Raw genomic sequence first — 13274 nt, 5'->3', positions numbered from 1 at the left:
TTAATCACTCACCAAAAGTGCGTTGCCACCATCCGCGTTTTTTCGGGCCGCTATCTTTAGCGTCCGTCTGTGTGTCGGCATCCAGCGCTTCAGACTGAGGTGCTTCAGACTGGGCCACTTCAGATTGTGCTGTATCATCTGCAGCAGGCTTAGCAGCTGCGTCGGCTTCAGGAGTTTGAGCCTCTACTTCTAATTCTGCCTTTTTCTTGCGTGGTGCACGCTTGCGCTTGGGTTTCTCTTCGCTTGCGGCCTCTGGTGTTGCCGTATCATTGGTTGCATCGGCGTCTTTCGTATCTGCCTTCTTGGCAGAAGCGCGTCTGCGCTTGGGCTTCTCCTCAGCCGCATCCTCAGTCGAGACATCAGCTTCGGCCTCAACCTTTTTCTTACGCGGAGCGCGCTTGCGCTTGGGTTTTTCTTCCTTGACGGGCTCTTCCTGGACCTCCGAAACAGCATCTTCTTCGCCGTCAGGTGCAGCAACGACCGCTACATCCTCTTCGACCTTCTCGGCGACCTCTTCGAGAGCCTCGGCTCCCTCTTCGATTGCCTTTTCATCGGCTTCGCCATCCTGCTTGCGGCGGCGACCACGGCCACCACGGCGGCGGCGGCGCTTGGGCTTGTCGTCGCCTTCATCGCCGCTATCATCGGAAGACTTCTCGTCGCCGTCCTCATCACCAGAGCTGTCGTCCGAACCCTCGTCATTTTCGCCCGAATTTTCATCTTGGCGCTTTTTATTGCGGCCACGTCCACCACGGCGGCGGCGACGTTTTTTCTTCGGCTTTTCCTCGTCATCCTCGTGAGAATCTTCTTCGGGGATGTCGTCGTCCTCGTCTTCATCGACAATGGGTTCAAACTTGGGCGCTTCGGTCGGACGCGGACCAGCGCTTGAGACGCTCATCTTTGCGCCTTCATCCTCGCCCTCAGGCGACACTTCGATGGTGACGCCATAGCGCTGTTCAATCTCAACAAGCTCGCTGCGCTTTTCATTGAGCAGATAGATCGCCGCTTCAGTGCTTGCGGCAAGCTTGATGATGGTGCCTTTGCCTTTGGCTGCCTCATCTTCGAGAAGGCGCAGCGCAGAAAGACCGGCGGAAGATGCCGTACGGACAAGGCCAGTGCCGTCGCAGTGCGGGCATTCGCGCGTCGTCGCTTCAAGCACGCCAGTGCGAAGGCGCTGCCGGCTCATTTCCATCAGGCCAAAGCTCGAAATACGGCCCACTTGAATGCGCGCACGGTCGTTTTTGAGCGCTTCTTTCATCGCTTTCTCGACCTTACGAACGTTGGAGTTGTACTCCATGTCGATAAAGTCGATCACAACGAGGCCCGCCATGTCACGCAAACGCAGTTGCCGTGCGATTTCGCGTGCGGCTTCCAAGTTGGTGTGAAGCGCGGTCTGCTCGATCCCGTGCTCTTTGGTCGAGCGGCCAGAGTTGATGTCGATCGAGACAAGCGCCTCGGTCGGGTTGATGATGAGATAGCCGCCTGATTTCAGCTGAACCATCGGATCATACATCGCGCGCAGCTGATCCTCGGCGCCATAGCGTTGGAACAGCGGCACGGGATCAGAATAGGCTTTTACCCGGCGCGCGTGGCTGGGCATCAGCATCTTCATGAACGCCTTGGCCGATTTGTAGCCCTCTTCGCCTTCGACGACGACCTCTTCGATTTCACGATTGTAGATGTCGCGGATCGCGCGCTTGATAAGGTCGCTGTCCGAATGGATCAGTGATGGCGCGGTCGAAGAGAGGGTGGTCTGGCGAATACCATCCCACAGGCGAGCGAGATAATCGAAATCACGCTTGATCTCGGTCTTGGTACGCGAGAGGCCCGCTGTGCGCACGATGAGCCCCATGGACTTTGGCAGAGAAAGCCCGGCCACAACCTCTTTCAAACGTTTACGGTCGCTCGCAGAATTGATCTTGCGGCTGATCCCGCCACCGTGGCTGCTGTTCGGCATGAGCACGGTGTAACGGCCCGCAAGGCTTAAATATGTGGTAAGGGCTGCGCCCTTGTTGCCGCGCTCTTCCTTGACGACCTGTACCAGCAGTACCTGACGGCGCTGGATAACATCCTGAATTTTATAACGGCGGCGAAGCGCCATACGTTTCGCGCGCACTTCATCGACTTCTTTGGCGCGGCTGCGGCCGTTACCTTTCTTGCCGCGCCCCTGACGGCGGCGACCACGGCCACGGCGGCCACGGCGCGGCTTATCTTCGCCATCTTCAGAAGACTCATCGGTATTATCTTCGTCAGGATCATCTTCGTCATCATCGTCTTCGCCGTCGTCATCTGACGCGCCGTCTTCGATGGTGGACACTTTGTCCTTGTCCGAGGTGTCGATCTCTTCCAGACCGTCTTCAGCCAAATCCTCGGCAAGGGCTTCGGCGCTTTCTTCCTCGGCGTCATATTCTTCGCCGGGGGTAACGCCTTCTTCCTCTTCTTCGGCGCGAAGCCGCGCTTCCTCTTCAGCCGCTTCGGCCTCTTCAGCAAGCAGCGCTTCGCGATCGCTTTGCGGGATCTGATAATAATCCGGGTGGATTTCGTTGAACGCGAGGAAGCCGTGGCGATTGCCACCAAAGTCCACAAATGCAGCTTGCAACGAGGGTTCGACCCGCGTGACTTTTGCTAGATAGATGTTGCCTTTGATCTGCTTGTGTTCAGCAGACTCAAAATCGAATTCCTCAATCCGGTTGCCTTTGAGCACCGCCACCCGGGTCTCTTCCGAGTGGCGCGCATCGATGAGCATACGCGTTGCCATGTAATTGTCTCCGAACGCCTAAATCTCGCGGCGTTAAAGCGCGCGAGCGGCGTGAATTGTTGGGGTAATGAGCGCGCGTTCTCAGGAGAGGCTCGTGCCCCTCGCTGTGCGCGCTGGTGTAAGAAACAGCGTCCTGTGTCATTTGACCGATGAACGCCATAAACGTGTCTGCTGTAAACGAGCTGCGGTTTGTTACCGCGCTGCGACTCGCAATTTTGCCCGCGCCAACGCGCTGAGCGAAAATTTGCGAGGAGGAGCGTCTCGTCACTGCATCAACCTGTAAGGGGCCAAGCGATGGAGGATGTCCCATGCTTTTCGGCCCTGTGAATAGACCGCATAAACGAATAAATCGCAAACGCGGGTAAAGCGAAAACTTCATAAAGCTGCCTTACTTGGCAAATCTTTAGCGCCTTCCTTGAAACAGCTAGCACCGTGGGAAGTCGCCCGCAACACTATTGCGCTATCCATGCGCAACAATCTAATCCGGGTCGCGTTATGAGTGTGCGCACGCTCCTTTTGATGATCCTCGCCGTGCCGGCCCTTGTGCTGGGCGGGGCGCGGGCGCTTGGTATAGAAATTCCGGTTCCCGAATGGGGCCGCGATTATGTCATGCGCTTTACCTTTGCGCCTGAACCCCCTGCCTTTGAATTGCCTAAGGTTGAGGGGCCTTCTGATACCACTCGGCCCTTGGTTGTCATTGATGCAGGGCACGGCGGACGTGATCCGGGAAAGGTGCAGAGACTTTCCAGTGGCCGCGAGGTTTACGAAAAGGACATCGTCCTTGCCTTGTCACTCGAACTGCGTGACCGACTGCTGGAAAGCGGCGGTGTGCGTGTGGCGATGACACGCGAGGATGACCGTATCATTCCATTGGCCTATCGCCCTGAAATTGCGCGTCAATTGGATGCAGACGTGTTTGTTTCGATCCACATCGATTCAGCAGGGGACCGCGCGGAAGTTTCCGGGGCAACGGTTTACACTTTATCCAACGAAGCATCGAGCGAGGCCGCCGCACGCTTTGCCGAGCGTGAAAATGCTGCCGACCGTTTGAACGGCATTGAAGTTGAAACCGACAGCAGTGCGGTGAGCGAGATATTGGTCGAGCTATCACAATCGCGCACGCAGGAAGACGCGGTCGAGCTGGCTGAGCTGATCCTGCGTGAAGGGCAAGGCAAGATCAAATTTCATCCCTTCGCCAAACGCTCTGCCGAACTGGCAGTGCTGCGCGCGCCTGATGTGCCCGGTGTTCTTTTTGAAAGCGGGTTTGTGACTAACCGCAATGACCTTGCCAAACTCATGGATAAGGAGGGAAGGCGCGCTTATGTCGACACATTGGAGCGCGCGATCCGGGTCTATCTGGCGAGGCGTGCCGACACTGCTCCTGCAGCTTCCCAATGAACGCGTCTTAGGCGCTAGCATTTCGTGTCAAACCCTTTTAAATCGACCCTGTAATGAGCAACGAAGTATCCAGCGCTGAACCCGGCGATCTCTCTTTTCCAGCCTATTTCGGATACCGCGTTAAGCGTGATCTGGGCGGCGCGCTTTCGTGGTTTGCGCAAAAATGGCGCTCGAGCTTTCTGTTCAAGCTTTTTGCCTGCGCTGTGGTGGGAGCCATGCTGCTCTGGCTGGCGTTGTGGCTTTGGTTGGCAAGCGATTTGCCGGAGGCGGAAAGTCTTGTTGAATACCAAACTCCGCTCCCCACGGTTGTGCGCGGCGCAGATGGCGAGATCGTCCATTCCTATGCGCGCGAACGCCGGGTTCAGCTGCAATATGCTGATTTTCCTGAGCAATTGGTCGAAGCCTATCTCTCGGCTGAAGACAAGACATTCTTCAGCCACGGCGGCGTGGATGTAACGGGCACGGCCAATGCGGTGTTTGATTACGCGATCAAATTTGGTTCGGGGGAACGCGCGGTGGGCGGTTCCACCATCACGCAGCAATTGGCGAAAATCCTCCTTCTCGGCGACGAATACTCTATCTCGCGCAAGCTAAAGGAGATGATCCTTGCGAGCCGGATTGAAGGCGTTCTTGAAAAAGAGGAAATCCTTGAACTTTATTTGAACGAGATTCCTCTTGGTCGCCGCTCTTTCGGGGTTCAGGCGGCGGCGCGCGCTTACTTTGACAAGGATGTGGGTGAGCTTGACCTGCATGAGGTTGCTTTCCTCGCCATCCTTCCCAAAGCGCCGGAGCGATATGGCCGTGAGGGACAGGAAAGCGCGGCTTTGGCGCGGCGCGATTTCGTGCTCAGGCAAATGGAGGAAAACGGTTTCATTACCGAAGCTGAGCGTGCTGCCGCTGCTGCCCAGCCTCTTGGCCTTGTCCAGCAGCGTTCGCAGCGCAGCGCGGATGCGGGCTATTTCCTTGAAGAAGTGCGCCGCCAGCTGATTGAGGATTTTGGCGAAACAGCCGAAGACGGCGAGAACAGCGTCTATGCAGGCGGCCTTTGGGTGCGCACCTCGCTTGATGTCGAAATGCAGGAAGCGGCGCGCGACAGTCTGCGCCGGGGGCTCATGCGTTACCATGGTCGCCGCGCGTGGTCAGGGCCCATTGCGACCATTAATTTCGATGATGGGCCATGGGCAAGCCAGCTTGCCAGCTCGTTCCTGTCCGTGCGTTATGAAGACTGGCGTGTGGGCGTTGTGACCACCCGGACGGGCTCGTCTGCAACAGTCGGCTTCACTGATGGCGAAGAGGCTCCGCTCACCAATCTGCCTAACGCATTGAAAGCGGGCGATGTCATTGCGGTCAGTCCATCGGGCAATGGTTACCGGGTCGAGACAATTCCAGAGGCGCAAGGCGGGATTGTGGTCCAAAATGCTCAGACAGGCCGCGTGCTTGCGATGCAGGGCGGGTTTGACCATCGCCTGTCCGATTTCAACCGTGCAACACAGGCCTATCGCCAGCCGGGTTCCACGATCAAGCCCTTCGTCTACGCCACCGGCCTCGACAATGGGATGACCCCTTCCACGCAAATCGATAACACGCGCTATTGCTATTATCAGGGCCGCCAACTGGGGCAAAAATGCATCCGCGGTGGCCGTGCAGGCCAGTTTCCGATGCGTTACGGGCTTGAGCAGTCGCAGAACATCATGACCGTGCAAATCGGGATGCAAGCGGGCATGGATAATGTCGTCGAGACGATCAAAACAATGAATATCAGCGATGATGCAGACCCCTATGCGGCAACATCCCTGGGTTCAGAGGAGACAACCGTTTCGCGCCTTGTTGCTGCGTATGGCGCACTTGCCAACCATGGCCGATTGAATACGCCTACGGTGATTGATTACGTTCAGGATCGTAATGGGAAAGTCATCTGGCGAGCTGATCGACGTCCTTGCAATGGCTGTAATATGGCCGCTTATGATGGCTCGCCCATGCCGCGCTTTGGCATTAAGGGGCGGCAAGCCATGGATGCGCGCACAGCGTTTCAGATCATGCATATGCTCGAAGGCGTGGTGAGCCGCGGGACGGCGACCACTTTGAACGATCTGGGACTGCCCTTGTTTGGTAAAACCGGGACGACCAGTGGCCCTAAAGATGTGTGGTTTGTTGGCGGGACGCAACGCCTTGTCGCTGGCGCCTATATGGGCTTTGACACGCCGCGCAATATGGGCGGATATGCTTTTGGCGGGACCATCGTTGCCCCGATAATCAAGGATTTGATCAAAAGCTCGCGCCGCAAATGGTCTGACCTTCCCGCTATCGCACCTGAAGGTATTCGGATGGTGCGGGTTGACCGCCGGACGGGCAAGCGCGTGCTCGATGGCTGGCCTTCGGGCGACGCTAAATCTTCGATCATCTGGGAAGCATTCAAGCCCGACACCGTGCCTGAACGATCAACCCGGCAGGATGAGATCGCCGCTAAGCGTGACGAGATATTGGAGCTGATCCGCACGAGCCGCGAGGGACCAAGGGCGCGCAATGAAGGGGAACCGGCAAACTTTGCTGAGGACCAGGGAGGCATTTACTGATGCGACTTTTGAAATGGGCCTTTGGTGTTGGTGTGGCTGGAGCGATGTTGACTGCGCCCGCTCTCGCTGAATTGCCCAAAGGCGCCTCAGCGCCTCAGTTTACGACCAGTGCAGCCCTTGCGGGCAAACAAATGGGATTTTCGCTCAGTTCCGCGCTCCGCCAAGGGCCAGTGGTGTTGTACTTCTATCCCAAGGCTTTCACCCAAGGGTGCACGCTGGAGGCTAATGCTTTCGCTGAGGCGATGCCGCAATTTCGTGCAGCGGGCGCAAGCGTTGTGGGAATGTCCAACGATGACATCGACACACTCAAACGCTTTAGCAAAGAGGAATGCCGCGATGCGTTTCCAGTGGGCGTTGCGGGCCTTGACTTGATCAATGCTTATGACGTGGCGTTGGGCTCTTCAGGCCTTGCGAGCCGCACCTCATACGTTATCGCTACCGATGGCCGCATTGCGATGGTCCACTCTGACAGCGACTATCGCAGCCACGTTGCCAAAACCTTGGCAGCGGTCCGCGCTCTTTCCAAATAGCGGCCGCTCACTTTACAACCATTGCTCCGACGTTCATCGGGGCGACCCATTTTTTCGTTTAGGAATTTGTTATGCGGGCCGAGGCCCAAGCCCATATCGACCGGATCGAAGCAGCGCTCGATCTTGTGCGCCAATCGCTGGATTGGGAGCGCGCGCTGCGCCGTCTGGATGAATTGAACGCGCGGGTTCAAGACCCCAACCTGTGGGACGATCCCAAAGAAGCTCAGAAAGTGAGCCGCGAGCAAAAGCAGCTCGAAAGCGCGGTCAACACCGTCAATCAGATCACTGCCGAAATGGGTGATGCGATTGAATTTATCGAAATGGGCGAGGCTGAGGGCGAAGAGAGCATCGTCAATGATGGCCTTACGAGCCTTGAAAAACTCGCCGAGCGGGCCGACGCTGACAAGGTGCAGGCGCTTTTGTCAGGCGAGGCGGATGCAAACGACACCTATCTTGAAATCCACGCAGGCGCAGGCGGCACCGAGAGCCAGGACTGGGCCGAAATGCTGTTCCGGATGTATGGCCGCTGGGCCGAACGCCGCGGCTTCAAAGTTGAGACGGTCGAATATCAAGCGGGTGACCAAGCGGGTATCAAGTCGGCAACGCTGCTGATCAAAGGTGAGAACGCTTACGGCTATGCCAAGACCGAGAGCGGCGTCCACCGCCTTGTCCGCATCAGCCCTTATGACAGCGCGGCCAAGCGTCACACGTCGTTTTCTTCCGTCTGGGTCTATCCGGTTATCGACGATGACATCGACATTGAGATCAACCCAGCTGACCTCAAGGTGGACACTTACCGCGCATCAGGTGCGGGCGGTCAGCACGTGAACACCACCGATTCCGCGGTTCGAATTACCCACCAACCCACCGGGATCGTGGTCGCCTCTCAAAATGACCGTTCGCAGCACAAGAACCGCGCAACCGCGATGAATATGCTCAAAGCGCGGCTGTTTGAGCGCGAAATGCAAATCCGCGAAGCCGAAGCGTCCGGTGAATATCAGGAAAAGAGCGAGATTGGCTGGGGCCACCAGATCCGCTCCTACGTCCTGCAACCCTATCAGATGGTGAAAGACCTGCGGACTGGGTTTACCAGCTCATCGCCCGACAAGGTGCTCGATGGCGAGATCGACGGCTACATCTCTGCAGCGCTGGCGCAGCGTGTGACCGGCGAAAAGGTTGACGTGGAAGACGTCGAGTAGATACTCTTTCCCCAATAATCGTCCTGACAGCTGATCGAGGGGAAATTTCGATGAAAAAAGGCGTTCTTACCGCAGGTGTAGCCGCGCTGGCTGCATCGTTTCTCAACATGAGCGCACCCGCTCAGGCCCGCGAACCGTTCATTGGCGAGATTATGCAATTTGGCGGCAATTTCTGCCCGCGTGGCTGGGCCAAGACGGAAGGGCAACTGCTCCCGATCAGTCAGTACAGCGCCCTGTTTTCGCTTTTGGGGACGGCCTATGGCGGCGATGGACGCACCACGTTTGGCCTTCCCGATCTTCGCGGAAGAGTGGCTGTAGGCGTTGGTCAGGGGCCAGGTCTATCGAACTATCGCTGGGGTGAAAAAGGCGGCCGCGAGAAGGTCACTAGTCCGACCGTGGGTGTTGATGGTTCCGCCAGTGCAGACACTTCTGCAACTCGCGGTGGAATGGCCGAAGACACGCGCCAACCCTATCTTGCAATCACTACGTGCATCGCGCTCCAAGGCATTTATCCATCACGCAGTTGAGATGCGGGTCGGCGAACGGCGGCATTTAGACAGATCTGTTTTGCCTTGAGTGCAGGCTGAGTCTAGAGGGCGGGGCGTATGACTTTGCGTTTTCTTTGCCTTGCTCCGGCTTTGCTTGTCCTTCTTTCAGGATGCGATGCTCTCGCGCCGATGCCCGGTCGCCCCGATGGGGTGGCTGAATTTCCCGCAGCCGACCGGTCTGTTCCCGGAACGCCATCACGCGAAGCGGACCCGTTTCCCGACGAGGATGCGCGCGAGGAACTTGGCGAAGCGCAAACGGTGATTGATCTTGCGAATATCGCGGCGGGTATGACGGTTGCTGATATCGGGGCGGGCGAGGGCTATTACACCGTACGTCTGGCAACCAGCGTTGGCGAAGATGGCCGAGTGCTCGCTCAGGATATCGACCGCGATGCTTTGGAGCGTTTGGGGCGCAGGGTCGAGCGTGAGCGACTGGAAAATATCTCTATCAAGCTTGGCGAAACAGACGATCCCCAGCTTCCCGTGGACAGCTTTGATCGCATATTCCTTGTCCATGTTTATAGCGAAGTGAGCGAACCTTATGCCTTTATGTGGCGTATGTGGCCCGCGCTTGCGCGAGGGGGTGAGGTTATCATTGTTGAATATAACAGGCCCACTTATGCTGGCGGTATCCCGCCGCAATTGCTGTTCTGCGAGATGCAGGCGGTTGGATACAAGCTTGTCGAGTTTGTCGAGCGGCCTGACATCAAAAGCTATTTCACGCGCTTCGAACGCGGGGACGAGCGCACCGAGCCAAGCGCGATTGAGGTGTGCACAAACAAGTAGCGGCAAGGGCTGGCACCACTTGTCCACGTACACCCCCGCATCCCCTTTTCATCGTTTAGACGCAGTGCTAGGCGGCAGGGCACTAAATACATAAACGAATGGAGTGTCGCCGGGGTGCCTGAAATCGAAACCAGCTATCCAACCAGCTTTGATCGCGAAGATTTGCTCAAATGTGCACGCGGGGAATTGTTTGGTCCCGGTAATGCGCAATTGCCAGCGCCGCCTATGCTGATGATGGACCGGATCACTGATATTTCGGGCGACGGTGGTGAGCATGGGAAGGGCCATGTCATCGCCGAATACGACATCAATCCAGAACTTTGGTTCTTTGACTGCCACTTTCCCGGCAATCCGATTATGCCGGGGTGCCTGGGGCTTGATGGCCTGTGGCAGCTGACCGGCTTCAATCTTGGTTGGCGCGGTTGGAAGGGGCGCGGATATGCGCTTGGCGTTGGCGAGGTAAAGCTCACCGGAATGGTGCGCCCTGACCGCAAGATGCTCAAATATTACGTGAATTTCACCAAGGCGGTGCAAACCCGCCGCCTCACCATGGGGGTTGCCGATGGCGTGGTAGAAGCCGACGGCGAAGTCATTTATCAGGTTAAAGACATGAAAGTTGCATTGTCGGAGGCCTGATCGGGCGCTCCAGACAAGTGTAATAATTTCCGCGAGACATTAGGGGATAAAATGCGCCGTGTAGTGATAACGGGACTGGGGATTGTTTCCTCAATCGGGAACAACGCTGACGAAGTCACAGCTTCTTTGAAGGCTGGCAAGTCCGGCATCAGCTTTAACGAAGACATGGCCGAACACGGATTTCGCTCGCAAGTCGCGGGTGCGATTGATCTCGACATCAAAGAGGCCATCGACAAGCGGACATTGCGGTTCATGGGGCCGGGCGCTGCGTACGCCTACATCGCCATGGAGCAGGCAATTGCCGATGCGGGGCTTGAAGAGAAAGACGTGATAAATCCGATGACCGGGGTGATCGCTGGCTCTGGAGGCCCGTCAACTTCTGCCATGTTTGCAGCGCATCAGACTGTCCTGAAATCAGGCGCGACCAAGCGTATTGGGCCGCTTGCTGTGCCTAAAACCATGTCCTCGACGGTCAGCGCGAACCTTGCGACCGCTTTCCAGATCAAGGGCATGAATTTCTCGATTACTTCTGCTTGCTCGACCTCGCTCCACTGCATCGGCATGGCGGCGCAGCAGATCGCGCTTGGCACGCAAGATGTGATGTTTGGCGGCGGCGGCGAAGAGCTCGATTGGACGCTCTCGTGCCTGTTCGACGCGATGGGCGCGATGTCGAGCAAGTATAACGATACGCCAGAACGGGCGAGCCGCGCTTTTGACGCAGACCGCGACGGCTTTGTGATTGGCGGCGGCGGCGCGATGGTCGTGCTGGAAAGCCTTGAACACGCACAAGCGCGCGGCGCGAAAATCTATGCCGAAGTCACCGGCTTTTGCGCGACCTCAGATGGCGCGGACATGGTAGCGCCTTCGGGTGAGGGCGGCGAGCGGGCTATGGCCGGGGCATTGAAGACCCTGCCAGAAGGCCGCAAGGTCAGCTACATCAACGCGCACGGCACCTCGACCCCGGTAGGCGATGTCGGCGAGATTGAGGCGGTACGCCGCGTGTTCGGTGAAGGCTCGACCCCGCCGGTTAGCTCGACCAAGTCGATGACCGGGCACAGTCAGGGCGCAACTGGCGCGCAAGAGGCGGTCTATTGCCTGCTTGCGCTTCAGAACGACTTCATCATTCCGTCCATCAATGTTGAAAATCTTGATCCGGCCTTGAAACCTGAAGAAATTGAGACAGAACTTGTCGAGAACGCAGGGCTCGACACTGTCATGACCAACAGCTTCGGTTTTGGTGGCACCAATGGCTCAATGCTGATGAGCAAATTTGAAGGGTAAAGCATCATGGAAATTCGGCGCACTGATCTATCTGAACCAGAAGTCATTGCGCTGATTGAACTGCATGGCCGCGAAATGTCTGCTGGCCATCCGCCGGATACGTGTCACTTCCTTGACCTATCCGGACTCAAAGTGCCCGAGGTTGAAGTCTTTGCGGCTTGGGATGGTGAGAAATTGCTCAGCATTGGTGCCCTTAAGTTGCACGATGATTTTGGCGAGCTGAAATCCATGCGCGCCCATCCTGATGCTCGCGGCAAGGGGGCTGGCAAAGCGATGCTGATCCACCTCCTTGACCGAGCGCGCGAACTTGGTTTTGAAGAAGTGAAACTTGAAACAGGCAGAGGGTCAGTTTTCGAAGCAGCCCTTGATCTCTACAAAAGCTTTGGTTTCAAGACTTGTGAGCCCTTTGCTGGCTACATCCCCGGTGAGTTTAATCAACTCTTTTCACTTAAGCTTTAGCTTCCCACCAGCGCCGTCAGCACTTGATCAGGTGGCCTATGCCCGTCCGCCCAAAAGCGGATATTGGCAATTACCTTTTCGCCTGATGCTTCACGACCCTCGACCGTTGCACTGCCAAGGTGGGGGAGCGTCATTACATTGGGGTGGCGGATCAGGCGCGGGTCAACCAGCGGCTCAGCCGGGTACACGTCAAGTCCAGCGCCAGCCAAATGCCCTGATTGCAGGGCTGCGATCAATGCTTCCTGATCGATAATCTCACCGCGAGCAGTGTTCACGATGCACGATCCCGGCTTCATCAATCCGAGCCGTCGCTCATCAATCAGCCCGCGTGTCTCCTCAGTCAACGGGCAATGCAGCGTCAGGATATCGGCCTCAGCCACCAGCGCATCGACAGTGTCGACGTAGCGCGCGCTGAGCATTTTCTCCATCGCTTCGGGCAGTTGCCGCCGCCCGTAATAGGCGATCTCCATTCCAAAAGCACGGGCGCGGTGAGCAACGGCCTGTCCAATACGGCCCATACCGATGATGCCAAGGACCTTGCCGCCGATTTTGCGTCCCAACATTCCCGTGGGTGCCCATCCTGTCCATTCGCCGCTGCGGATAAGTTCGACGCCTTCGCGAATACGGCGAGGAACCCCGATAATCCCGACCATGGTCAAATCCGCTGTGTCATCGGTGAAAACGCCCGGGGTATTGGTGACGATGATCTTTCGGCTTGCGGCAGCTTTCAGGTCGATGTGTTCGGTGCCTGCACCAAAATTCGCAATGAGACGCAGGTTCTCGCCCGCGCTTTCGATCATATCGGCATCAATCCGGTCGGTTACCGTCGGGACCATCACATCGCACGTCGCCATCGCCTCAATAAGCTGATCGCGCGTCATCGGCTGATCGCTTTCATTGAGGGTGGTGTCGTACAGCTCGCTCATGCGCGCCTCTACCGCCGGGGCCAGGTGACGGGTAACGACAACTTTCGGTTTGCGAGAGGCGAATTGGGGCGGGCTTTTATGATCAGACATCGTGGCAATTGCGCTAATGGTAATGCCCCATGAGCGTCAAGCTGGCTTTGCCATTTTGAGACGCGTGTATGAGGCTTTACATATGAGCATCTT

Annotated in this window: 11 protein-coding genes; 9 read left to right on the top strand and 2 right to left on the bottom strand. The window is 57.1% G+C overall.

The features are described 5' to 3' along the window. Nucleotides 1–4 precede the first annotated feature (4 nt). On the bottom strand, nucleotides 5–2755 hold the full coding sequence (locus INR77_RS10590; protein ID WP_223071024.1) for a ribonuclease E/G: 2751 nt from the start codon (nucleotides 2753–2755) through the stop codon (nucleotides 5–7). A 495-nt stretch (nucleotides 2756–3250) separates the two neighbouring features. Here INR77_RS10590 and INR77_RS10585 point away from each other — a divergent pair, with 495 nt between their 5' ends. The 9 genes from INR77_RS10585 (at nucleotide 3251) to INR77_RS10545 (ending at nucleotide 12165) form a co-directional block, all read left to right on the top strand. Beyond that, a complete protein-coding gene (locus INR77_RS10585) occupies nucleotides 3251–4153 on the top strand; it encodes an N-acetylmuramoyl-L-alanine amidase (RefSeq protein WP_223071023.1) in 903 nt (300 codons plus the stop codon). Nucleotides 4154–4206: 53 nt separating this feature from the next. Next, a complete protein-coding gene (locus tag INR77_RS10580; RefSeq protein WP_223071022.1) occupies nucleotides 4207–6726 on the top strand; it encodes a penicillin-binding protein 1A in 2520 nt (839 codons plus the stop codon). After that, nucleotides 6726–7256, top strand: coding sequence for a peroxiredoxin (locus INR77_RS10575; protein WP_223071021.1), 531 nt, complete (start codon nucleotides 6726–6728; stop codon nucleotides 7254–7256). The genes INR77_RS10580 and INR77_RS10575 overlap by 1 nt, the downstream gene beginning before the upstream one ends. 71 nt (nucleotides 7257–7327) lie before the next feature. Continuing rightward, nucleotides 7328–8455, top strand: a complete 1128-nt coding sequence (gene prfB / locus INR77_RS10570; RefSeq protein ID WP_223071020.1) for a peptide chain release factor 2 — start codon at nucleotides 7328–7330, stop codon at nucleotides 8453–8455. 50 nt (nucleotides 8456–8505) lie between these two features. Beyond that, nucleotides 8506–8982 (top strand): phage tail protein, encoded by a 477-nt coding sequence (locus tag INR77_RS10565; protein WP_223071019.1) that lies wholly within the window; start codon nucleotides 8506–8508, stop codon nucleotides 8980–8982. 78 nt (nucleotides 8983–9060) lie between these two features. Continuing rightward, nucleotides 9061–9789 (top strand): class I SAM-dependent methyltransferase, encoded by a 729-nt coding sequence (locus tag INR77_RS10560; protein WP_223071018.1) that lies wholly within the window; start codon nucleotides 9061–9063, stop codon nucleotides 9787–9789. Between the two features lie 123 nt (nucleotides 9790–9912). Continuing rightward, nucleotides 9913–10425, top strand: a complete 513-nt coding sequence (fabA, locus tag INR77_RS10555; RefSeq protein ID WP_223073524.1) for a bifunctional 3-hydroxydecanoyl-ACP dehydratase/trans-2-decenoyl-ACP isomerase — start codon at nucleotides 9913–9915, stop codon at nucleotides 10423–10425. 51 nt (nucleotides 10426–10476) lie between these two features. Continuing rightward, a complete protein-coding gene (locus INR77_RS10550) occupies nucleotides 10477–11706 on the top strand; it encodes a beta-ketoacyl synthase N-terminal-like domain-containing protein (RefSeq protein ID WP_223071017.1) in 1230 nt (409 codons plus the stop codon). Between the two features lie 6 nt (nucleotides 11707–11712). Next, nucleotides 11713–12165 carry a GNAT family N-acetyltransferase gene (locus tag INR77_RS10545; protein WP_223071016.1) on the top strand — a complete coding sequence of 151 codons (453 nt, stop codon included), beginning with the start codon at nucleotides 11713–11715 and terminating at the stop codon, nucleotides 12163–12165. Here the strand turns inward: INR77_RS10545 and INR77_RS10540 are convergent. Next, nucleotides 12162–13181, bottom strand: coding sequence for a D-glycerate dehydrogenase (locus INR77_RS10540; protein ID WP_223071015.1), 1020 nt, complete (start codon nucleotides 13179–13181; stop codon nucleotides 12162–12164). The two genes, INR77_RS10545 and INR77_RS10540, sit on opposite strands and share 4 nt — an antisense overlap. Nucleotides 13182–13274 lie beyond the last annotated feature (93 nt).

The sequence above is a fragment of the Erythrobacter sp. SCSIO 43205 genome (genome assembly GCF_019904235.1).
Taxonomy (GTDB): domain Bacteria; phylum Pseudomonadota; class Alphaproteobacteria; order Sphingomonadales; family Sphingomonadaceae; genus Erythrobacter.
The sequence above is the reverse complement of the archived record's forward strand: the minus strand, read 5'-3'. Positions and strand labels throughout refer to the sequence as shown.